Origin of the sequence: Campylobacter sp. CNRCH_2015_1657 (assembly GCF_025772685.1) — a bacterium.
GTDB lineage: Bacteria > Campylobacterota > Campylobacteria > Campylobacterales > Campylobacteraceae > Campylobacter_D > Campylobacter_D lari_D.
Genome location: NZ_JAKMSO010000010.1, coordinates 1 through 20674 on the forward strand (window position 1 = coordinate 1; position 20674 = coordinate 20674).

The 20674-nt window shown below is 28.8% G+C and carries 23 protein-coding genes; 11 read left to right on the plus strand and 12 right to left on the minus strand.

The window, feature by feature from the left end:
* Positions 1 to 188 precede the first annotated feature (188 nt).
* Entirely contained in the window at positions 189 to 641 is a 453-nt protein-coding gene (locus L8X27_RS06890; protein WP_220567152.1) for a DUF411 domain-containing protein, read from the plus strand.
* A gap of 10 nt (positions 642 to 651) precedes the next feature.
* Here L8X27_RS06890 and L8X27_RS06895 read toward each other — a convergent pair whose 3' ends face one another.
* Genes L8X27_RS06895 through exbB form a run of 3 tightly spaced genes read right to left on the minus strand, consistent with a single transcriptional unit; the run spans position 652 to position 2130 of the window.
* Positions 652 to 1320: an energy transducer TonB gene (locus L8X27_RS06895; RefSeq protein ID WP_263671679.1), complete on the minus strand. Its 669-nt coding sequence runs from the start codon at positions 1318 to 1320 to the stop codon at positions 652 to 654.
* The gene (exbD, locus tag L8X27_RS06900; protein WP_220567154.1) at positions 1317 to 1706 is read right to left on the minus strand and encodes a TonB system transport protein ExbD; all 390 of its coding nucleotides are present in this window, start codon (positions 1704 to 1706) and stop codon (positions 1317 to 1319) included. The genes L8X27_RS06895 and exbD overlap by 4 nt, the downstream gene beginning before the upstream one ends.
* The gene (exbB, locus tag L8X27_RS06905; protein ID WP_133319846.1) at positions 1699 to 2130 is read right to left on the minus strand and encodes a TonB-system energizer ExbB; all 432 of its coding nucleotides are present in this window, start codon (positions 2128 to 2130) and stop codon (positions 1699 to 1701) included. Before exbB ends, exbD begins: the two co-directional genes overlap by 8 nt.
* A gap of 157 nt (positions 2131 to 2287) precedes the next feature.
* Between exbB and L8X27_RS06910 the strand changes: the two genes are divergently transcribed.
* Positions 2288 to 4381, plus strand: coding sequence for a TonB-dependent receptor domain-containing protein (locus L8X27_RS06910; RefSeq protein WP_263671680.1), 2094 nt, complete (start codon positions 2288 to 2290; stop codon positions 4379 to 4381).
* On the opposite strand, the gene L8X27_RS06915 is transcribed toward L8X27_RS06910, so the two are convergent.
* Together L8X27_RS06915 and rho are read right to left on the minus strand one after the other, a co-directional pair.
* A complete protein-coding gene (locus L8X27_RS06915) occupies positions 4378 to 5913 on the minus strand; it encodes a DNA polymerase III subunit gamma/tau (protein WP_263671681.1) in 1536 nt (511 codons plus the stop codon). The genes L8X27_RS06910 and L8X27_RS06915 overlap by 4 nt on opposite strands.
* Positions 5914 to 5915: 2 nt before the next feature.
* On the minus strand, positions 5916 to 7220 hold the full coding sequence (gene rho, locus L8X27_RS06920; protein ID WP_039617780.1) for a transcription termination factor Rho: 1305 nt from the start codon (positions 7218 to 7220) through the stop codon (positions 5916 to 5918).
* A 181-nt stretch (positions 7221 to 7401) separates the two neighbouring features.
* On the opposite strand from rho, the gene L8X27_RS06925 reads away from it, so the two are divergent.
* Positions 7402 to 9747, plus strand: coding sequence for a heavy metal translocating P-type ATPase (locus L8X27_RS06925; protein WP_263671682.1), 2346 nt, complete (start codon positions 7402 to 7404; stop codon positions 9745 to 9747).
* Positions 9744 to 9959, plus strand: coding sequence for a cbb3-type cytochrome oxidase assembly protein (locus L8X27_RS06930; RefSeq protein WP_220567158.1), 216 nt, complete (start codon positions 9744 to 9746; stop codon positions 9957 to 9959). The genes L8X27_RS06925 and L8X27_RS06930 overlap by 4 nt, the downstream gene beginning before the upstream one ends.
* An 11-nt stretch (positions 9960 to 9970) precedes the next feature.
* On the opposite strand, the gene L8X27_RS06935 is transcribed toward L8X27_RS06930, so the two are convergent.
* Positions 9971 to 10276, minus strand: coding sequence for a c-type cytochrome (locus L8X27_RS06935; protein WP_133319851.1), 306 nt, complete (start codon positions 10274 to 10276; stop codon positions 9971 to 9973).
* Between the two features lie 30 nt (positions 10277 to 10306).
* Between L8X27_RS06935 and L8X27_RS06940 the strand changes: the two genes are divergently transcribed.
* Genes L8X27_RS06940 through gmhA form a run of 4 tightly spaced genes read left to right on the plus strand, consistent with a single transcriptional unit; the run spans position 10307 to position 13787 of the window.
* Positions 10307 to 10921 carry a D-glycero-alpha-D-manno-heptose-1,7-bisphosphate 7-phosphatase gene (locus tag L8X27_RS06940; protein WP_412175105.1) on the plus strand — a complete coding sequence of 205 codons (615 nt, stop codon included), beginning with the start codon at positions 10307 to 10309 and terminating at the stop codon, positions 10919 to 10921.
* Positions 10918 to 11871, plus strand: a complete 954-nt coding sequence (gene rfaD, locus L8X27_RS06945) for an ADP-glyceromanno-heptose 6-epimerase (protein WP_263666816.1) — start codon at positions 10918 to 10920, stop codon at positions 11869 to 11871. Before L8X27_RS06940 ends, rfaD begins: the two co-directional genes overlap by 4 nt.
* On the plus strand, positions 11864 to 13237 hold the full coding sequence (rfaE1, locus tag L8X27_RS06950; RefSeq protein ID WP_263671685.1) for a D-glycero-beta-D-manno-heptose-7-phosphate kinase: 1374 nt from the start codon (positions 11864 to 11866) through the stop codon (positions 13235 to 13237). Before rfaD ends, rfaE1 begins: the two co-directional genes overlap by 8 nt.
* The gene (gene gmhA, locus L8X27_RS06955) at positions 13227 to 13787 is read left to right on the plus strand and encodes a D-sedoheptulose 7-phosphate isomerase (RefSeq protein WP_263665890.1); all 561 of its coding nucleotides are present in this window, start codon (positions 13227 to 13229) and stop codon (positions 13785 to 13787) included. The genes rfaE1 and gmhA overlap by 11 nt, the downstream gene beginning before the upstream one ends.
* 7 nt (positions 13788 to 13794) lie before the next feature.
* Here gmhA and pyk read toward each other — a convergent pair whose 3' ends face one another.
* From pyk to L8X27_RS06985, 6 genes are all read right to left on the minus strand, one after another.
* Positions 13795 to 15246, minus strand: a complete 1452-nt coding sequence (pyk, locus tag L8X27_RS06960) for a pyruvate kinase (protein WP_214114012.1) — start codon at positions 15244 to 15246, stop codon at positions 13795 to 13797.
* Between the two features lie 12 nt (positions 15247 to 15258).
* On the minus strand, positions 15259 to 16605 hold the full coding sequence (locus L8X27_RS06965; RefSeq protein ID WP_263660760.1) for an FAD-dependent oxidoreductase: 1347 nt from the start codon (positions 16603 to 16605) through the stop codon (positions 15259 to 15261).
* Positions 16606 to 16715: 110 nt separating this feature from the next.
* Positions 16716 to 17339, minus strand: a complete 624-nt coding sequence (locus L8X27_RS06970) for a type III pantothenate kinase (RefSeq protein WP_133319858.1) — start codon at positions 17337 to 17339, stop codon at positions 16716 to 16718.
* A complete protein-coding gene (locus L8X27_RS06975; RefSeq protein ID WP_220567165.1) occupies positions 17326 to 17658 on the minus strand; it encodes a hypothetical protein in 333 nt (110 codons plus the stop codon). Before L8X27_RS06975 ends, L8X27_RS06970 begins: the two co-directional genes overlap by 14 nt.
* A 1-nt stretch (position 17659) precedes the next feature.
* Positions 17660 to 18655: a hypothetical protein gene (locus tag L8X27_RS06980; protein ID WP_133319860.1), complete on the minus strand. Its 996-nt coding sequence runs from the start codon at positions 18653 to 18655 to the stop codon at positions 17660 to 17662.
* Positions 18652 to 19197 carry a hypothetical protein gene (locus tag L8X27_RS06985; RefSeq protein ID WP_263660757.1) on the minus strand — a complete coding sequence of 182 codons (546 nt, stop codon included), beginning with the start codon at positions 19195 to 19197 and terminating at the stop codon, positions 18652 to 18654. The genes L8X27_RS06980 and L8X27_RS06985 overlap by 4 nt, the downstream gene beginning before the upstream one ends.
* A 146-nt stretch (positions 19198 to 19343) precedes the next feature.
* On the opposite strand from L8X27_RS06985, the gene gatC reads away from it, so the two are divergent.
* Genes gatC through L8X27_RS07000 form a run of 3 tightly spaced genes read left to right on the plus strand, consistent with a single transcriptional unit; the run spans position 19344 to position 20667 of the window.
* Positions 19344 to 19631 carry an Asp-tRNA(Asn)/Glu-tRNA(Gln) amidotransferase subunit GatC gene (gene gatC / locus L8X27_RS06990; protein WP_133319862.1) on the plus strand — a complete coding sequence of 96 codons (288 nt, stop codon included), beginning with the start codon at positions 19344 to 19346 and terminating at the stop codon, positions 19629 to 19631.
* Positions 19632 to 19652: 21 nt separating this feature from the next.
* Positions 19653 to 20222, plus strand: coding sequence for a CvpA family protein (locus tag L8X27_RS06995; protein WP_133319863.1), 570 nt, complete (start codon positions 19653 to 19655; stop codon positions 20220 to 20222).
* Entirely contained in the window at positions 20212 to 20667 is a 456-nt protein-coding gene (locus L8X27_RS07000; RefSeq protein WP_043019516.1) for a Fur family transcriptional regulator, read from the plus strand. Before L8X27_RS06995 ends, L8X27_RS07000 begins: the two co-directional genes overlap by 11 nt.
* The last annotated feature ends 7 nt before the right edge of the window (positions 20668 to 20674 follow it).

Genomic DNA, 20674 nt, shown 5'->3' on the forward strand with positions numbered 1-20674 from the left:
TTACAAAATAAAAAGATGGTTTTAGTATTTATTAAGTGGTAGAAAATCAGAAAAGTTATTTAGAAATTTTATTTAGTAGTAATACTTTAATTTAATATTTTTAATTAGCCATAGTTGATATTTTTGGTTTTTGATATAAAATATTAATTTTTGTAATGTATTGTATCTTTTTTATTTTTGGAGGATATATGAAAAAATTATTTTTAACTTTAACGCTTGGTTTTACAAGCTTATTGGCTAATGAAAAAATATTAAATATTTACGAAAGTCCCACTTGTGGATGTTGCGATCTTTGGGCTAATTATATGAAAGATAAAGGCTATAAAGTACAAATACACAAAAGTGAAGATTTTTTAAAAATAAAAGAAAAAATGAATATTCAGCCTATGTATCAAAGCTGTCATACTGGCGTGATTGATGACTATGCTATAGAAGGGCATGTTCCTGAAGATGCAGTTGCTTGGCTTTTGGAAAATAAGCCTGAGGATGTTATAGGTATTTCTGCTCCTGGTATGCCTCAAGGAAGTCCTGGAATGGAACAAGGTTATGAAGAAGAATATCCTGTAGTTTTGATGCTTAAAAATGGAGATTATAAAATTTATGGGATCTATAAAGGACATAATTTAATCAAGACAAACTAAGTAAAATTGCTTAGTTTATTTTGTATATTAAAGGTATTCTTATATGAAAAGTTTTTTCATATTGTGGAAAATTCTTAGATGCTATGCGTATAGTTTCTAAGGCACTATCATTTAATAGTTTATATTTTGATGGTTTTAATATTTTTAAGTTTAATAAGTTTTTATCCTTAGTCCATGTGAATTCTACTAAAATTTCACCACTCATCCGCATTTTTCGAGCTTGCCTAGGATAAATTAAAGCTTTATTTATAGCTTGCTTAACTTCTTTTAAAAGTTCATTATTATTAGTTAAAGATATACTTTCTTGAGAATTTATCAGGATGTTTTTTTCTTGAGATGTTATTTTTTGAGATGTTATTTTTTGAGATTTTATTTCCTCTTTTAATCGATTTGTTGCTTTAGTATCGGTTGAAGTATTTATTTTTTTAGGTTGAACGATAGGTTTTTCTTTTACTTGTTCTATTTTTTTTATTTTTTCTTGTTTAGATTGTTCGTTTTTTACTTTAGGAGAATCTTGTAAAAATTGTTTTATAGCTATATTAAATTTTTCTTCCTTTGTAGTGTTATGTTGTATATGTAAAAAATTCTTAGTATAAAGAAAAACAAAAAGTAAAGGTAAAAAGATAAATAAAGTAATGAAAAATGATTGATTTTTATGATTACTTATAAAAGTCTTCATCTTTTTTGCTCTGTTAAAATTTGAAAATTTTCATGATTTTTATTTTTTAAAATATCAATAATTTTTACAAAGCTTTCAAATTTTGCCTCTTTATCGCTTTTTAACTCTACTAAGGTTTTAGAATTTATAGTGTCAAATTTTTCTTTTATTTCTTCTATGGAAACTGTTTTTCCATCGATATAAAATTTATTTTCTTTATCGATTAAGATGCTTATTTTGTCTTTATTTTCACTTATGGAATTTGAATTTTCACTTTGAGGTAGATTGATTTTGATTTCACCATGTGCGATAAAAGTGGATATACTTAAAACAATGGCTAGTAAAACAAGCATTATATCTATAAAAGGAATAATATTTAAACTTTCATTTTTTGGTAATTTAAGCATTTTTATCCTTAAAAATACGATATGCATTACTCAAAGTTGATATTTTTCTAAGCAATCCATTATAAGCCATCAAAGAAGGGATGGCAACTAAAATTCCCAAAGCAGTAGCCTTTAAAGCCAGCGATAAGCCAATAACAATAGATTTTACATCAATATTTCCACTTGCTCCCATGTCGTAAAATGTAATCATAATCCCTACTACAGTTCCTAAAAGTCCTACATAAGGAGCGTTAGTGTAAATAATATAAAGCATGGTGATATTTTCACTAATTGCATCATCAAATTTTTCTTGGCATTGATAATCATTTAGTTTAATTTTTCTAAAAAATAAGATGCGTTCTATAGTGCACCATATAGCAATAAATGCCATTAACCCTAAAACAATAAATATAATTAAGTCAATATAAGTTTTTAAAAATTCCATACATCCTCGCTTTAAAAATTTTTGTGATTATATTACTAAAAATTAAATTTTTTATTAATAACAATTATCATAATTGATACAATAAATTTATTTTAAATTAATAATTATTATCATAATATTCCAGTTTTGAAAATTTTATTTATCATGAAAGGAAATAATGAAAAAACATTGTTTATCATTTTGTGTCGCTAGTTTTTTGATCTGCAATGCTTTATCACAAGAAGTTTTATTAGATAGCTCCATAGTAAGTGCTTCGGGTTTTTCTCAAGATATCAAAGAAGCCCCTGCTACTATAAATGTGATTGGTAAAAAAGATTTAGAAAGTAAGCCTTATAGGGATGTTGCCGAAGCTATTGCTGATATTCCTGGTGTAGATTTATTTGCTAGTAAGGGAAAAACTGGATCTTATAATATCACCATGAGAGGTATTACAGGATACACTTTAATTTTAATCGATGGACGGCGACAAGGGATAGGTGGAGAAGTAGGGCCTAATGGTTTTAATGAAATTTCAAATTCATTCTTACCGCCAATTTCTAGTATAGAAAGAATAGAAGTAATAAAAGGGCCAATGAGCACTTTATATGGTTCTGAAGCTTTGGGTGGTGTTGTAAATATCATCACAAAAAAAGTAAGTAACGAGTGGGAAACATCATTTAGTTTGGATAGTATTTTTAATGCACATAAAGAATGGGGTAATACTTATGGCGCAAGTATATATTCAAGTGGTCCATTGATGAATGATCGTTTGGGACTTACTTTGCGTTTTAGAGAATTTTATAGAGAGCAATCTAATGTTGAATTTAGTAATGGGAGTGGTCAAAGAGTGCAAGGTGATCAAGCACAAAGTCCTACAAAAGCAAGTAATTTTAATTTAGGAACTAGATTAAATTACTTAATAGATGATTATAATACTTTGATATTTGATATTGATTTTTCAAGAAATCATTATAATAATAAAAAAGGCCAACTCGGTACATTAACAAAACCAACAGATAAAAATGATGGCTCTTTAACAGGTGGTTATACAGATACCATGCAAGTAGATAAGTTGGTAACTTATTTAAGTCATGAGGGGGTATATGATGATTTTTCAATTACTTCTGCTTTGCAGTATAACCGTGTAAGTAATGATGGGCGTGAGGTAGTTGGCCAAGCAAATCAGCCATTTTTAGGGCAAAATAGAGATATAGTTGCTGAAGATATTATTGTAGATACAAGATCAGTTATTCCTTTAGGCCAAAGTCATATTTTAAGCGTGGGTGGTGAGTATAGACTTGAAAAAATGCAAGATAAAATCGCTAATCCTACGAATTTTGATCAATATTTATTAGCTTTTTTTGTAGAAGATGAATATAGCATAAGAGATGATTTGAGGTTTACTTTTGGCGCGAGGTATAATCATCATGAAATTTTTGGAAATAATATTTCTCCAAGAGCTTATTTGGTTTATAATCCCACTAGTGAGCTTACTTTAAAGGGCGGTGTTTCAACAGGCTTTAGAACTCCATATGCTAATAGATTGATAGCTGGTGCTTATAATTATAGTGGACAAGGTAAGTACCCTATGTATGGAAATCCGAATTTAAAAGAAGAAACATCGCTTAATTATGAATTAGCCGCTGTTTATAATAATGATTTGTTTTATATTTCAGCAACTGGCTTTTTAACAAATTTTAAAGATAAAATTTCTAGTCAAAAATTTAGTAAAGAAAGTATGATTTTGGGTATTGGAAAATGTGAAGCTGATACATGTTATCAAGCGATTAATCATGGCAAGGTTGAGTATAGAGGCATAGAACTTGGAGCTGGGGTTACTCCTGTAGAGCATTTAAATTTAGATTTAGCTTATACTTATCTTGATAGTGAAATTAAAGATGCGCAAGATAAAACTATGATAGGAAAACCAGAAATTGATAGTCTAAAACACAATATCATGCTAAAAGCAAGTTATAATATCTTTAGCAAATTCACTCCATGGATAAAAGGCGAATGGCAAATAGATCGTTATATGGGTGATACAAATATTAATAGAGAGTATTATCAAGATGTCTTTTTAGCTTCTATGGGTGTGCGTTATGATATCAATAAAAAATGGAATATTAATGCGGCAATTTATAATCTTTTTGATAAAAGTTTTACAAATGATTGGGAGTCCTATAAAAACAAAGGTGAAGATACTTGGGTAAATACTTATAATCGCATAGAAGAAGGAAGAAGAATTTATATTTCAATCAACGGCAGTTTTTAATTTTGTATAGTTGGGGAGCCAAAGAGCTTATTGAGAGCTTCTTTGGTTTCGTCTTTAGGATCGTATTTTTTAGCATCTTTTTTAAAATTTTCAAAATGTTCATTTAAATTCGGAGTACTTTTTATTTCTTGTTTTATAGGAGTTTTGAATATATCTTGTAATTTTTGGGTATCTATAGTTTCTATTTTTTGAATTTTAATTTGTGTTTTTTCTCCAAAAAGCTCATGAAGCAAGACTTTGATTAATTTAAAGCCATTGTTTAGGGTTTTTCTATCATCATCTTTAGCATGTGAGCTAATACTTAAAATATCATCTTCAAAAGAAATAAACTGCGTAGTTTTTTTGAAAACTTCAGCTAAATCATAATCTCTTTTGTAAATAGCTTTTAACAAACTTTCATAAGGATTAAGTTTTTCTTCTTTAATTGTTTGTATAGAAAGAATTTCTTGTTGTTTTGGGCTTGGTGTGTTATCTTGTTTTGGACTTTTACTGTAAATAGCCTCATCAATACTTTTTAGATAAGTTGCTTCTATAAGCATGAAAGCCATAACACAAAGTACAAAACTATCATCATCGCTAGAATTTAACATAGTCTTAGCACGCGAAAGAATTCTAAAAAATCTTTCGTAAATTAACATAGAAAAAAGATTGTTTTTGGCAAAAAATGCTTCTTTTAAAAAAAATATCATCTCATCAATGACATTGCTTGCCTCGTAATTTTCAAATTCTTTTAAAAACTCAAGAACTTTATCTTTATCGCTAGCTAAAATGGCTTGATAAAATTCTTCAATTTTAGATGGATCTAAAAAGCCTAGCATCGCAGTAATTTTTTGTGTTTGTATATGATTTTGACAATATACTATGGCTTGATCTAATAAAGTTAGAGTATCTCTTAAAGAACCGTTTCCACTTCTTGCTATGAGTTTTAAAGCTTCTTTTTCATAATTGATATTTTCTTTTTCTAAAATCCACTCAAGATGATTTAAGATATCGTGGATAGAAATTTGCTTAAATCTAAAATGCTGCGTTCTTGAAAGAACCGTAGCAGGAAGTTTTAAAGGGTCAGTTGTTGCTAGTATAAATTTTACATAGCTTGGTGGTTCTTCCAAGGTTTTAAGCAAGGCATTTGCTGCTTGTGGGGTAAGCATATGCACTTCATCGATAATAAAAATTTTAAACCTAGCTAAAGATGGAGCGTATTTAACTTGCTCGATAAGCTCTTGAATGTCTTCTAAGCTTCTATGGCTTGCAGCATCCATTTCTATAATGTCTATATTAGAGCCACTGAGTGAAGATAAGCATTGAGAACATTCTCCACAAGGATTAGCACTTGGTCCCTTTTCGCATACTAGAGCTCTTGAAAAAATTCTTGCACTTGAAGTTTTTCCACTTCCGCGTAATCCTGAAAATAAATAAGCATGCGCTAAGCGATTATTTTCAAGAGCATATTTTAAGCTTGTAGAAACAGTATTTTGCCCTACAAGCTCATTGAAATTTTTTGGTCTGTATTTAACAGCAAGAGCTTGGAGCATTACTACTCATTCATGATGGATAACAACTCTTCATTGCTTTTAGTTTTTAGCATTTTAGAGTATAAGAATTTTAAAGCTTCTATATCATCCATTTGTGAAATAGCTGATCTAATTGCCCAAATTTTTTGAAGTTTTTCAACACCTTGGAGTAATTCTTCTTTTCTAGTGCCTGATTTTATGATGTTAATTGCAGGGTAAATTCTTCTGTCTGAAATATTTCTATCAAGAACGATTTCGCTATTTCCTGTTCCTTTAAATTCTTCAAAAATCACTTCATCCATTCTTGAGCCTGTTTCTATCAAAGCAGTTGCTATGATGGTTAATGAGCCACCATGTTCTATATTTCTAGCTGCACCAAAAAAGCGCTTTGGCTTATGCAAGGCATTTGCATCAACCCCGCCACTTAAAACTTTACCACTGCTTGGTGTGGCAGTATTATAAGCTCTTGCTAATCTTGTAATAGAATCAAGTAATATAATGACATCTTTACCTGTTTCTACCATCCTTTTTGCTTTTTCTATAACAAGTTCAGCCACTCTAACATGATTATAGGCAGGTAAGTCAAAAGTAGAGCTAAAAACCTCGCCTTTGACACATCTTTGCATATCTGTAACTTCTTCAGGACGCTCATCTACTAAAAGTACAATCAAATGAGCCTCCGGATGATTTTTAGCAATAGCGGTAGCTAGTTCTTTCATTAACTCAGTTTTACCAGTTCTTGGAGGTGCTACGATTAAGCTTCTTTGACCTTTTCCTATAGGGGCAAATAAATCAAGCATTCTGCCTGTTAATTTTAAAGGATCATATTCTAATTTGATTTTTTCAGTTGGAAAAATTGGAGTAAGATTGTCAAATAAAGGTCTTTCTCTAGCTTCTTTTAATGGAAGATAGTTGATTGCTTCAATTTTTAATAAAGCATAGTATTTTTCTTGATCTTTTGGCTCTCTAACTTGACCAGTAACTATATCTCCTACACGCAGAGCAAATTTGCGAATTTGTGAGTTTGATACATAAGCATCATTTACACTATCGCTTAAATTTGAGTCCATTCCACGCAAGAATCCATAACCTTCAGGCGAAATTTCTAAAATTCCTGTAAAGAGTATAAAGCCACCTTTTTTGGTTTGTGCTTTTAGAATTTCAAAAATAAGATCTTGTCTTCTAAATTCTCTTGGATTTTCTATTTCTGCTTCATTTGCTATTTTTACTAAGCTTTCTAAATCAAGCAACTTTAAATCTTCTATTTTATAACCTTCAACAGGAATGTGTGTTCTTTGGTGTTGTTTCTTTTCTTTTGTATTTTCCATATATCCTCATAAAATGTAGAAAATGTAGTTTTTGTTTTAGTTTATTCAAAAAAGATTTTATTAAAAAAAATACTTTTTTGTCAAATTTTGGAAATTATAATATAGCTTTGTAAATAATTTTTAAAATTGAAAGTTTGAAAAAATGATAAAATATTGTAAAAACTTATAAAGAAAGTATAAAATGAGATGTAAGCATTGCCAATTAAGCTTTAAACAAGAACAAATGATAGAAAAAAATGGAAATTATTTTTGTTGTAAAGGCTGTGAAAGTGTATATGAAATTTTACAAGAGAATAATTTGGAGGAATTTTATGAAAAACTTGGTAATCAAACTTTAACCCCAGTAACAATAGAATATAGTATTAAAGACTATGAAAAATACATACAAAAAACAAAAGAAGGCTTTAGTGAGGTTTTTTTACTGATAGAAGAAATTCATTGTGCAGCCTGTGTTTGGCTTAATGAAAAAATTCTCATTAAAAGTGAAGGAGTGATAGAGGTTGATATTAATTCTATTACTCATAAAGCTAGAATTGTTTTTGATGAAAAAAGTATTAATCTAGTAAAAATTATCCAAAATATAGAAAGTATAGGCTATAAAGCTAGTGTGTATTTACCTACAAAAAATGAACAAAGAGCAACTCAAACCAAAAGAGATTTTTATGCGAAATTAATAGTTGCTATAGCTTGCGTAATGAATATCATGTGGATATCTGTAGCTAAATATGCTGGGTTTTTTAGTGGTATGGAAGCTGATATTAAAGATATTTTACATTTTGCTGAATTTTTACTTTGTACTCCTGTACTTTTTTACACAGGCTCGATTTTTTATAAAAATGCCTATTATGCTTTGAAATTTAAAAGTGTTAATATGGATACTCTAGTAATTGGTGGAGCAAGTCTAGCTTATATATATTCAGTGTGGGCAATGTTCTCAAGAGCTTCACAGGTATATTTTGACTCTGTGGCGATGATTATTTGTTTTGTTTTTATAGGAAAGTATTTAGAGCTTTTAAGTAAGAAAAAAGCCCTTGATACGCTCGATCATTTGAGGTCATTTTTAGGTAATGAAGTAAGGGTGTTAAAAAATGAAAAAATAGAAAATATCGATGTAGAAGAGGTGCAAATAGGAGATATTATAGAGTTAAAAGAAGGCGATAGGGTTTTAATAGATGGAGTGTGTATTAGCGGTAATATTAGTTTAGATATGTCTAGTTTAAGCGGAGAGAGCTTACCACTTGATGTGCAAAAAGATGATATGATTTATTCTGCTTCTTTAGTTTTAAGCGGGAATGCTTTATATAAGACAAATGCTCTTTATAAGGATTCTAAATTAGCTAGGATTATTGATTTACTTGAAAATTCAAGTGCTAAAAAAGCCAAAATAGAAAAAATGGTGCAACAGGTAAGTAAGTATTTTTCGCCTATTATTTTAATTTGTGCTTTGTTGTGCTTTGTTTTTACTTTTTTTGTACTAAATTTAGGTTTTGAAGAAGCCATGATACGCATGGTTTCTGTGCTAATCATAGCTTGTCCATGCGCTTTGGCTTTAGCTACACCGGTGAGTTCTTTAGTAGCAATTAGTGCTGGTTTGAAGGAAAAAATTTTATTTAAAGAAGCAGGCGTTGTGGAGGATTTGAGCAAGTGTAATGTGACTGTATTTGATAAAACAGGGGTTTTAACAAAGGCTAGTTTGGAAGTTAAAAAAAGCTTTTTAGATGAAAGGTTGGATAAAAATGAATTATTAAATTTCTTACATTTAACTAACCACCCAGTGGCTAAAAGTATTTTAAAATTTTTAGATAGAAAAATAGATAGTAGAATAGAATTTGAAAAAGTTCAAAATTTTCAAGCAAGAGGCTATAAAGCCTTTTTAGGCAAAGATGAATTTTTGGGAGGGAATGAGAAATTTTTCAAAGAAAATCATATGCAAGTACAAGAATTTCAAACTACGCATTTTATATTTGCTAAAAATAAAACTATATTAGCAGTTTTTGAATTAGAAGATAGTATGAGAGAAAGCTCTGAAGAGTTGATTGAATTTATGAAAGAATGTAAAATGCAAATTTATATATTAAGTGGCGATAATTTAAATGCTGTGAGTAAGGTGGCTGAAAAATTAAAAATAAATAATTTCAAAGCCTCATGCATGCCAGAAGATAAGATGCAAACAATAGCTAGGTTAAATCAAACAGGTAAGGTTTTAATGGTAGGAGATGGGGTAAATGATACTTTAGCACTTTCTTATGCAGGTGTTGGGGTTTCTTTAAAAGAAGGTTCTGAGCTTGCTATGGAAAATAGTGATATTATATTGTTAAAAAACGACTTAAAAAGCTTGCAAAAGGCTATACAAATAGCTAAAAAAACTTATCAAATTATTAAACAAAATTTAGCTTTTTCTTTATTTTATAATGCCTTGAGTATGCCTTTAGCTTTTTTTGGTTTGATTAATCCTTTAATTGCAGCTTTATCAATGTCTTTTAGTAGTATAATAGTTATTTTAAATGCTTTAAGGATTAAAAAATGAATGGTGTTTTAATGATGATGATAGGTGTTTCTATGGTTGCTTTATTTTTGGCAATTTGTGCTTTACTTTGGGGGATCAAAAATAAGCAATTTGACGATGATTATAAATTTACTATTTTAAATGATAGCGAAGAAGCTTTAAACGATGCAGTGATTTTGGAAAAAAGAAAAAAAGAAGCTTTGGAAAAGAAAAATCAAGAAAAACAGCCATAAAGGCTGTCAAATTATTTTTTTAAGCTCTCGATGTATTCTTCAATTGCTTTAAAATCTGCTTCTGTTAAACCTTTAAGGTTAATCTTCATGATTGCACCTTGGCCATAAGCATTTCTTTTACCTGCTGCATAATCTTTCATGTATTGTAATCTTTCAGCTGCAGTTAAAGTATTTAAAGCAGGAACTTTGTTAAGATAAACTTTATCTGCTTTAGCACCATGACATACTGCACATTTTTTATAAAGTGTAGCACCATCCGCAGCAAAAGCTGAAACACTAAGACATGCCAAAGCTGATAAAACAAGTAGCTTTTTCATTGTATCACTCCTATATAAATTGAAAATAAAATGTTTTTAATTATATGCTTTTTTTATTTAAAGTCGCTTAAAAAACTTTTTTACTTGATAAATTATAAAATCTTAAAAAAAATTCATTATAATTTTTTTATGAAAACAAAGGCGTTATTTTTAGATAGAGATGGGATTGTTAATATAGATAAAAAATATGTTCATAAGATTAGTGATTTTGAATTTTGTGATGGTATTTTTGAACTTTGTGAATTTTTTCAAAAGCAAAATTTTTTAATTTTTATAGCTACTAATCAATCAGGTATTGCAAGGGCTTATTATAATGAAAAAGATTTTGAAATTTTAAGCTCATATATGCTAGGTGAGTTTTTGAAAAAAGGCATTAAAATAGAAAAAATTTATCACTGCCCTCATTTAGAAAATTGTGAATGCCGTAAGCCAAAACCTGGCATGCTTTTAAAAGCACAAAAAGAATTTAATATAGATTTTTCACAATCTTTTTTTATAGGAGATAATTTAAGTGACATGCAAGCTGGAATTAATGCTGGTATAAAAAATCTATTTTTGATTAATGAAAATTATAATGATGATAAAAACTATAAGGTCTTTAAAAATTTAAAAGAACTTTTGTATTATTTAAAGGATAGGAAATGAAAATTGTGATAACAGGTGGAGCAGGTTTTATAGGATCTGCTCTTGCTCTAGAACTTCAGGATAAACATGAGGTTTTGATTGTGGATAAAATGCGATCAAGTGCTACTTTTGAAAATGGAAATTTAGAAAGTTTTGGTCATTTTAAGAATATTTTAGATTTTGAAGGTGAGCTTTATGTGGGCGATATTAATGATGAAAAAACTTTAAAAGTTATAAAAGCTTTTAAACCTGATGTGATCTTTCATAAGGCTGCAATTTCAGATACAACTGTTTATGATCAAAACAAAGTTTTAAAGACCAATTTAAACACTTTTAAAGATTTTATAGAACTTGCTTTGGAACTTAATGCGAAATTAATCTATGCAAGTTCAGCTTCAGTTTATGGAGATGCTCCAAGTCCGCAAACTGTAAATTTAAGTGAAGCCCCTAAAAACCCTTATGCATTTTCAAAATTAATGATGGATAAATTAGCAAAAAAATATTTTGATAAAATGCATATAGTTGGGCTTAGATATTTTAATGTGTATGGCAAGGGAGAATTTTTTAAAAATAGCACTGCTTCTATGATTTTGCAATTTGGACATCAAATTTTAGCGGGTAAAAGTCCGCGTTTGTTTGAAGGAAGTGATCAAATTTATCGTGATTTTGTGTATATTAAAGATGTTGTGAGTGCAAATTTACAAGCTTTAGAAGCAAAAAGTGGAATTTATAATGTAGCTACAGGTAAAGCAAGAACTTTTCAAGATATAGTAGATATTTTGCAAAAAGAATTAAACACTAATTATCCTTGTGAGTATATTCCTAATCCTTACAAAAATGCTTATCAATTCCATACTCAAGCAAAATTAGATGAGAGTTTTTCATATAAAGCTAAATTTAGTCTTGAAGAGGGTGTAAAAGATTATTTAGATGAGATCAAGAGGCTTTATGAAAAGGAAGTAAATGTTTGATTTTTTAAGTTCTAAAAAGCCAAAAATTTTAGTTGTCGGGGATTTTATGGTGGATCATTATATATGGTGTGATTGCACTAGAATTTCTCCAGAAGCTCCTGTAATGGTGATGAAATCACAAAAAGAAGATAAAAGACTAGGTGGAGCTGGTAATGTATATGCAAATTTAAAAAGTCTTGGCGCTGAGGTTTTTGCTCTAGGACTTGTGGGTGATGATGAGAGCGGGAGGTTTTTAAAAGAGAATTTAAATGCAAAATTATTAGTAGAAAAGGATAGAAAAACTCCTCTTAAGAGTAGGATTTTATCACATTCTCAGCAAGTTTTAAGACTTGATGATGAGAATGATTTTAACACTAAATTAGAAGATGAAATTATTCAAGAGTATAAAAAAATCGCAAAAGATTATGACGCGATTATTTTGAGTGATTATGCTAAAGGAGTTTTAACTTCAAAAGTAACAAAATCTTTGATAGAGCATGCAAATACTTTAAATTTACCTATTTTGATTGATCCAAAAGGAAGCGATTTTAGCAAATATCAAAATGCAACCTTGTTAACTCCAAATAAAAAAGAAGCTATTCAAGCTTTAGGTGTAGAAAAAATTGATAATTTGGAAAAAGCTTTAAAAAAATTAAAAGATGATTTGAATTTAGCTTATTCTATTATAACTTTATCCGAAGAAGGAATAGCACTTTTTGATGAGAAATTACATATTATTCCCGCAAAAGCCTTGGAAGTTTATGATGTAACAGGAGCTGGAGATAGTGTTATAGCTATGCTTGCTTATGCTTTAGCCTTAAAAGTTGATATTGTAAAAGCATGTGAGTTAGCAAATGATGCAGCAGCTGTTGTGGTAGCAAAAGTAGGAAGTGTGAGTGTAAGTTTAGAAGAGATTAAAAATCTAAAAAAAGCTTCTTTTGAAGATAAAATTAAAAGCAAAGAAGAGCTTGTGAAGTTGATACAAAATCAAAAAGTAGTTTTTACCAATGGATGTTTTGATATTATGCATTATGGTCATATAAAATACCTTGAAAAAGCTAAAAAACTAGGAGATATCTTAGTTGTAGGTTTAAATTCAGATGAAAGCGTAAAAAGACTAAAAGGAAACTCAAGACCTATAAATTTAGAATTCCAACGCGCATGTATGCTTGCGAGTATGTATTTTGTAGATTATGTAGTGATTTTTAATGATGATACTCCTTATGAACTGATAGAGTTTTTAAAGCCTGATGTGCTAGTTAAAGGAGCTGATTATAAAGGCAAGGAAGTAGTGGGTTCAAATTTAGTAAAAAAAGTAGAATTAATTGACTTTGAAGATGGATTTAGTACTACTAATATAATTAATAGGATTGCAAATGATAAATAAAATTGAAAAGGAATTTATTCAACATCAAAAAACTTTAGAGCAAAGTTTGAATTTAAAAGAGCAAATTGCTACGGTTGCTCAAGAATTAAAAGTGTGCTTGAAAAGTGGTGGGAAAATTTTAATTTGTGGAAATGGTGGAAGTGCTGCAGATAGCCAACATTTTGCAGCTGAACTTAGTGGAAGATATAAAAAAGAAAGAAAGGCTTTAGCTGCTATTGCTCTAAGCACTGATACTTCTGCTTTAAGTGCTATAGGAAATGACTATGGTTTTGAATTTGTTTTTTCAAGACAAGTTGAAGCTTTAGCTAGCAATAATGATGTATTGATTGGAATTTCTACTAGTGGAAAAAGCCCAAATGTGATCAAAGCTTTTGAAAAGGCCAAAGAAATTGGCACTAAATGTATAGGGCTTAGTGGGAAAGGTGGTGGAGCGATGAATGCATTATGTGAGCATAATATAGTCGTCCCAAGTGATGATACGGCTAGAATTCAAGAAATGCATATTTTAATCATACACTGCTTATGTGATTTGATAGAAGAAGAATATTAAGTTTGGGTTATTTTCCCAAACTTAAATAATATTCAATTTGATCTTTTTGTAAAATTCTAATTAAATTTGTACTTCCTGCAACACCTACTGGAAATCCTGCAGTAAGAGTGTAAACCCCATCTTTTTTCATAAGGCCTTTTTCAACTCCAAGTTTTACAGAATTGCTTAAAAGTTCTGTTAAATTTTCATGCTTTTCTATCAATATAGCAGGTTGAACTCCCCAAACTATACTTAAAAAATTTAAAGCTTTTTTAGAATGAGTAATAGCTATGATATCCATTTTTGGACGATATCTTGCTGTTTTAACTGCAGAAGCACCACTGCTTGTAATGGTAAAAATTGCATTTGCATTTAAATCAGTTGCTAGTTGTGTGCTTGATTTGGCAATGATATCAGTTTCGTTAAAACATTTAAAATTTTCAAATTTTTCATAAGGATAGTTTTTTTCTGTTTCTATAATGGTTTGAGTCATAATATCAACCGCATTTGCCGGATCAATCCCCACTGCACTTTCTTCACTAAGCATAACCGCATCAGTGCCATCAAGTACAGCATTAGCAACATCTGAAATTTCAGCTCTTGTGGCAGTTTTTGATTTTGCAAGCGAAAAAAGCATTTGAGTAGCAGTGATTACAGGTTTATTGGCCTCATTAGCTTTTTTAATGATGAGTTTTTGTATATTCGGCACTCTATAATAAGGCACTTCAATGCCTAAATCTCCTCTTGCCACCATTATACCATCGCTGCTATTTATAATTTCATCGATATTTTCAACAGCATCAAATTTTTCTATTTTTGCAAAAATAGCAATTTTGGCATTATTTTCATCAAGTATTTTTTTAACTTCATCAATATCATGAGCATTTTGCACAAAAGATATAGCTAAAAAATCAACATCGTTTTTAATGCCCCATGCAAGATCGTCTTTATCTTTTTGAGTTATAACATCGATATTGATTTTTGTATTTGGAAAATTAATTCCTTTATTTGAACTAAGCACCCCGCTATTTTCTACTTGGGTTTGGATAAAATCTTTTTCAACTTGTATAACTTTAGTTTTAATAGAGCCATCACAAAGATAGATGTATTCTCCCACTTTTAGCATAGAAAGAATTTCGGGATGATTAATACAGACTTTATAATGTTCATTAGAAAGTTTTTCGCCTTCAAAAGTATCTTTGTAGAAGTCTAGTCTATCTCCACTTTTTAGCTCAAAAGCTTCTGGAATTTTTAAGGTTCTAATTTTTGGCCCGCTAATATCTTGTAAAATTCCAATCCTTGCATTAAGTTCAGCTGCTACTTTTCTAATGGTGGCTAGGTTTTGACTATGATATTCATGAGTTCCATGTGAGAAATTTAAGCGAAAAACATTCACTCCATTAATAATCATTTGTCTTATTGTAGTTTCATTTTCACTTGCTGGTCCAATTGTTGCGACTATTTTTGTTTTTTTTAACATTTCCTATCCTTTTTATAGCAGTTCGCTAGTAAATAAATCTTCATTAAAATTAGCACCCAAGTATTGACAAATAAGTTTTGCATCTCTATAACCATTACCAAGACAACTCGTAGCACCTGGGCTTGGTGTCATATTAAAAATTATACCCGGAATTTCAGTGATGCTAGCCTCTCCAAGCATTAATTCTCCTGCTTTTTTATCAAGCACTTGAGGTCGCACTCCTCCAAAATTTTTAGCATAGTAAATATCATCTGTTTTTAAACTAGGAACTATTTTTTTAGCATCTTTTACAAAAAGTTTTTTGTTGATATAAGGAATTTCAAATAAATAATTATAAAGAATATAATTTCTAATAGTAGAATCTTTAAAAAGATTAAAACAAATTTTAATTACATTCATATCAAGATTAAGTGTTTTGAAAAATTCAGGTAAAGATTTAAAGCCATGGTATCTTTCTAGCATAGGAATAACTAAAGCAGTAGGACCAAAACGGGTGTTCATGTTAGTTAGTAAATCAGGATCGCCATGTAATGCAGCAAATGGGAGTTTTGGATTTTGCACCATATAAACCTTACCATTTAAAATTTTTCTTTTTGCCATGTAAAAACTTCCTGCAACAGGAAAGCAAGATTTGTCTAAACCTATACCCATTTTATGTGCTAAAAATAACGAGTGTGCGCCTGCATTGACGATAATGGATTTTGCACTATATTCTTTAAAATCTCTTGTTTTTATATAAAAAATATCATCTTTTTTTTCTATAAACACAACTTCTTGATTGTAAGCAACATGAGTATCTTTACCTTGTTTGCAAGCTTGCTCTATGAGATTTTGACTCATAAGTCCAAAATCTACTGTGGTATAAATTTCACCTTCTTCTACACCCATAGCTACTATATTATCCGCCCTATCATTGACACCATCTTCACCTAAAACAACATTTGGTTCTATTTGTTTGATTTCATTTTTTGTGTAAAATTTAATATAAGGATATAATTCTTTAAATTCTTCATATCTATTTTTCATATATTCACATTCTTTTTCCCCAACTGCAAGTGCAAGTTTTTGGTGTGAATACATGAATTTATTTTGTGCATTTTGCAAGAGCCCATATTTTACAATCATATCTGCTGTTTTTTTAACTTTTTTTGCTTTTTCCAAGGTATAGTTAGTTTCTATATCACCGCAGTGGATGGTTTGTGAATTACTTGTGCTATGACTATTTAATGTTGCAGCGTTATTGTATTTTTCTAATAATGCAATACTTTTAATATCAGTATATCTTGCTAATTCGTAAAATGCTGCAGCACCAGAAATCCCACCGCCAATTACCACGGCGTCAAAGTGTTTTCGATCCATTATCATCAATTCCTTTTGTGTATGTTTGATTTTGCTAATAATATCAAAATATAGTTGTTTTGAGTTTAAATAAAGCTTATAATTGAAAAGCCAAAGATATGGTTAATCTTTTAAAGTATAAAATTTTCACAAACAGCTTTTTTCATACCTCTAAAAATCAAAAATTTATCATAAATTGCATAATCAAAAAAATTTGCAAGAAATTGCCCATCGCCACCTGTAAAATATAACTTTTTATCATATGCACTATCTTTTATAAGTAAATATATACTTTTAAAAACTCCATAACTTAAGGCATCAATAGTTCTTTGGGGAAAGGCATCAAAGTTTATTTGAGTGTTAAGTTCGTGTTTTAAGCGAGAAGAAATACTAGCAAAAGATTTTTTGTAGCTTTCAATACCAGGCAGGATAAATCCTCCAAGATGGATTGAATTTGAAACAATATCCACAGTTATTGCAGAGCCAGCATCAACTACTACCCCATCTTCTATGGTATAGCAAGCTGCTATTCTATCAACTCCTAAATTCTTATAAATAGTATCAAAATTAAAATATGGAGCAAGGTTAATAAATAAAGGATTTTGCTTTAATCTTTGCTCTAAATTTGGATTAACATTGATGTAAAACACTTTTTGTGTCGGCTCATACTGTAAAAATTGTTCTATGCTCATAGAATGAAATTTTTGCTCATTTAAAAAACTTGCAGTTGTATTACCAATATCACACAAAAGCATAACTTTGAATTCCTTTGGTGAATAAATATTCTTTTGCTTTTGAGCAAATTAGAGACTGATGAAAAATAAAATGATTTTTAAATTTTAAATTTAAAATTTGACTTATGTTTTGAAAAATATTTTCAAATTCTAAACCATCTTTTTTTAAAATCTTACTTTTTGCAAAAGAAAATAAAAATAAACAATATTGTTTTTTTGTATTTTCTCCATAAAAGCAAATTAGTTTTTTCTTTTTGCTAAAAGCATGGATATCCAAAGAATTAATATTTTTTAAAATAATTCCATGTTTAATAAGAATATCGCTTAGTTCTTGATTCATTTTAATTTAATTGTAAAACTTTATTGTGATAGAAAAATTTACCATTAGCCATAAAACTTTTTTTATCAATAGCTTCATTTAATTTATATACGGTAAAATCTTTCAGATTTGTATTTAATTTAATTAAATAGCCAGTTTTTTCAAATATATACAAAGAATCATTATATAATGTGCTTTTGGAAAATAAAGCAAATTGAAATTTTATTTCATCAATTTTTCTAAGATTATAATCATTTTTGATAACTCTTCCATCTTTTGTTAATATAAAAATTTCTTTATCATTAATATTTACCTCTTTAATGTTTTCGTTTAAGTATAAAGTTCTATTTGGTGTTACAACGATGATTTTTTGTGCTGTTGCGGCAACCATTGTATCGTTTTTAACATGAAGATAGATGATATTGTTAAAAAATTCTTCACTACTTACTAAAATTTCTTTACTAACTTTTAGTGTACTTTTGTTAAGTATGGCTAATTTTCCATTAAGCATAGGGTATATGATAATGGTATTTAAAAAATAAGGATTAGCATAGCGACTATCTTGAGCATAAGCAGTGCCTAAATTTTGTAGCATTCTTATACCAAGATTTTTATTAGCATACACTAAAGTATTACTTGCTAAAATCAAAGCTATATCATCCCCGTCTACATTAGCACTTACTACACTTTCGTTAAATTTATGAGAAAATAATTCTTCACCTTGTAAATTTAAAATTTTAAAATTCCCATCATTATCAGCTATAAGAATTTCTTCTTGACGGATATTTAAAATATTATAGTTTTTATCTATTTTTAAAGCAGTAATATTTCCTTTATTGTCTATGAAAGTATTATTATTTAACTGAGCAATGTTGTTGTTAAAATTAACTATTTTTCCATTAATATTTTTAGAATTATAAGGAAGTTGTTCTAATTGTGTTGGTTGATAGTATTCCCTTTTAGTGCCACAAGCACTAAAAAATATTAAAGTAATAATAAATAAATAAAAATGCTTCATTTTATTCCTTGATAGTGTTTTAAGCTTGTGATGATTTGCCATAAAGGAGAATTTATAGGTATTTTATTAAATTCAACATCTGCGTTTTTAAAATCATTTTGTTTTAAAAATTCAAAACCTATTAATAGAGTATTATAATCTTTTAGAAAATCTGATTTTTGATTATTTTGGGCAAGCACTATTTGTTTTAACAAAGGATCTATATTAAGACTCAAGGTTTGATTAAGATCTTGATTATTTTGACCCATAATATATATGGTGTATAAATTTGCATTTTTTTGCTTTAATTCCTCAATTAATTTTTGATCTGAAGGATTTTTTAACAGATTATTAAAAATGATATTACTTTCTTGGATATTTTTTTCTTGTTTTATATTATAAATATAACTTCCACTAAAATAAAGAACTAAAAGAGTAATAAGAGCAATAAAATAATATTTGTATTTTCTTATAAAGCGTTCTGATTTGATAAAATTTTCCATCATTTGCTCTTGAGAGCTTAATTCTTCTTTTACTGCTTTCAAATTTTCTTTTAAAGCCATATTTTTCCTTTATTAATATAAAAAATGTTATTTTGTAATTTTAAAGTCTATAATTGTAACATATAAAAATGAAAAAATAAATTATTTTATGTTATAATTTTCAATCTAAACCAAAGAGTTTTATAAAATTAAAATTAAGGTAAATGATGCAAATTGATGATAAATTATTAACTAAACTTGAAAAGCTAAGTGCTCTAAAAATAGCAGATGAAAAAAGACAAGAATTAGAAGAACAATTAAGTCAAATTGTTAATTTTGTAGAAAAATTAGATGAATTAAAACTTGATGATATAGAAGCCATGACTAGCACAACAAATGGTGGAACCTTATTGAGAAATGATGAGAGTAAAAAATCTGATGTGATAGATACGATAAGTAAGCATGCTCCAAATTCTCAAGATGGATTTTTTATAGTCCCTAAAATAATTGAATAAAATATTTGGAGTTTAGCGTAGATGGAAAATTTTTCGTGGTTTGATGTTTTTGTTTTAGGTTTGACTGTAATTTTAGGCTTAAAAGGCTTGGTAAGTGGCTTATTTAAAGAAATTTTTGGTTTATTGGGTATAGTTGGTGGGGTTTTACTTGCTTCAAGATATGCTAAAGAGGTAGCAGAGATTATCAATAATAATTTTTATGCAATTGAAAATGAAAACCTTGCTATTTTTGCAGGTTTTTTAGTTTTGTTAATCGTGATATGGATAGCATGTATGGCCTTGGGAAATATATTATCAAAAATGTTTAGCATGAGTGGTCTTGGTTTTATAGATCGTATAGGTGGATTTTTATTTGGAAGTGCTAAAATATTTTTAATTTTTGCAATTTTAGTTGCTTGTATTAATAATATAGAATTTTTAAATTCAAGTTTAGAAAAATATGCAAACAATAGTCATACTTTAAATTTACTTAGAAAAACAGGTGAATTTATAATGAATACTGATTTTACTCAAAATAGTTTAGAAAAAATAGAAGAAAGAATTAAAGATTCTAATATAAGTCTAAATTCGGAGGTAAATAATGCAAATTGAAAATATAGAATATGATGTTTTACTTGAGCGCTTTAAGAAGACACTTAAGGATAATGGCTTAAAATATACCAAACAAAGAGAAGTGCTTTTGAAAACTTTATATAATAGTGATATGCATTATACCCCAGAAAGTTTGTATGTGGAAATCAAGCAAAAAAATCCTGAATTAAATGTAGGAATTGCTACAGTTTATAGAACTTTAAATTTATTAGAAGAATCGGGCATGGCTACTTCTATATCTTTTGGAGCTTCAGGGAAGAAATTTGAACTTGCAAATAAACCTCATCATGATCATTTAATTTGTAAAAGTTGTGGAGAAATAGTTGAATTTGAAAATTCTATTATTGAGCAGCAACAAATGTTAATAGCAAAAGAATATAATTTTAAATTAACAGGGCATTTAATGCAACTTTATGGGTTATGTCCGCAATGTAGTAAAAAATAAAGGTAAA

Excerpts from the sequence above, each read along its gene's own strand:
- L8X27_RS06890 (WP_220567152.1), top strand. The coding sequence starts at position 189 with ATGAAAAAATTATTTTTAACTTTAACGCTTGGTTTTACAAGCTTATTG.
- L8X27_RS06895 (WP_263671679.1), bottom strand. The coding sequence starts at position 1,320 with ATGAAGACTTTTATAAGTAATCATAAAAATCAATCATTTTTCATTACT.
- exbD (WP_220567154.1), bottom strand. The coding sequence starts at position 1,706 with ATGCTTAAATTACCAAAAAATGAAAGTTTAAATATTATTCCTTTTATA.
- exbB (WP_133319846.1), bottom strand. The coding sequence starts at position 2,130 with ATGGAATTTTTAAAAACTTATATTGACTTAATTATATTTATTGTTTTA.
- L8X27_RS06910 (WP_263671680.1), top strand. The coding sequence starts at position 2,288 with ATGAAAAAACATTGTTTATCATTTTGTGTCGCTAGTTTTTTGATCTGC.
- L8X27_RS06915 (WP_263671681.1), bottom strand. The coding sequence starts at position 5,913 with ATGCTCCAAGCTCTTGCTGTTAAATACAGACCAAAAAATTTCAATGAG.
- rho (WP_039617780.1), bottom strand. The coding sequence starts at position 7,220 with ATGGAAAATACAAAAGAAAAGAAACAACACCAAAGAACACACATTCCT.
- L8X27_RS06925 (WP_263671682.1), top strand. The coding sequence starts at position 7,402 with ATGAGATGTAAGCATTGCCAATTAAGCTTTAAACAAGAACAAATGATA.
- L8X27_RS06930 (WP_220567158.1), top strand. The coding sequence starts at position 9,744 with ATGAATGGTGTTTTAATGATGATGATAGGTGTTTCTATGGTTGCTTTA.
- L8X27_RS06935 (WP_133319851.1), bottom strand. The coding sequence starts at position 10,276 with ATGAAAAAGCTACTTGTTTTATCAGCTTTGGCATGTCTTAGTGTTTCA.
- L8X27_RS06940 (WP_412175105.1), top strand. The coding sequence starts at position 10,307 with ATGTTTTTAATTATATGCTTTTTTTATTTAAAGTCGCTTAAAAAACTT.
- rfaD (WP_263666816.1), top strand. The coding sequence starts at position 10,918 with ATGAAAATTGTGATAACAGGTGGAGCAGGTTTTATAGGATCTGCTCTT.
- rfaE1 (WP_263671685.1), top strand. The coding sequence starts at position 11,864 with ATGTTTGATTTTTTAAGTTCTAAAAAGCCAAAAATTTTAGTTGTCGGG.
- gmhA (WP_263665890.1), top strand. The coding sequence starts at position 13,227 with ATGATAAATAAAATTGAAAAGGAATTTATTCAACATCAAAAAACTTTA.
- pyk (WP_214114012.1), bottom strand. The coding sequence starts at position 15,246 with ATGTTAAAAAAAACAAAAATAGTCGCAACAATTGGACCAGCAAGTGAA.
- L8X27_RS06965 (WP_263660760.1), bottom strand. The coding sequence starts at position 16,605 with ATGGATCGAAAACACTTTGACGCCGTGGTAATTGGCGGTGGGATTTCT.
- L8X27_RS06970 (WP_133319858.1), bottom strand. The coding sequence starts at position 17,339 with ATGCTTTTGTGTGATATTGGTAATACAACTGCAAGTTTTTTAAATGAG.
- L8X27_RS06975 (WP_220567165.1), bottom strand. The coding sequence starts at position 17,658 with ATGAATCAAGAACTAAGCGATATTCTTATTAAACATGGAATTATTTTA.
- L8X27_RS06980 (WP_133319860.1), bottom strand. The coding sequence starts at position 18,655 with ATGAAGCATTTTTATTTATTTATTATTACTTTAATATTTTTTAGTGCT.
- L8X27_RS06985 (WP_263660757.1), bottom strand. The coding sequence starts at position 19,197 with ATGGCTTTAAAAGAAAATTTGAAAGCAGTAAAAGAAGAATTAAGCTCT.
- gatC (WP_133319862.1), top strand. The coding sequence starts at position 19,344 with ATGCAAATTGATGATAAATTATTAACTAAACTTGAAAAGCTAAGTGCT.
- L8X27_RS06995 (WP_133319863.1), top strand. The coding sequence starts at position 19,653 with ATGGAAAATTTTTCGTGGTTTGATGTTTTTGTTTTAGGTTTGACTGTA.
- L8X27_RS07000 (WP_043019516.1), top strand. The coding sequence starts at position 20,212 with ATGCAAATTGAAAATATAGAATATGATGTTTTACTTGAGCGCTTTAAG.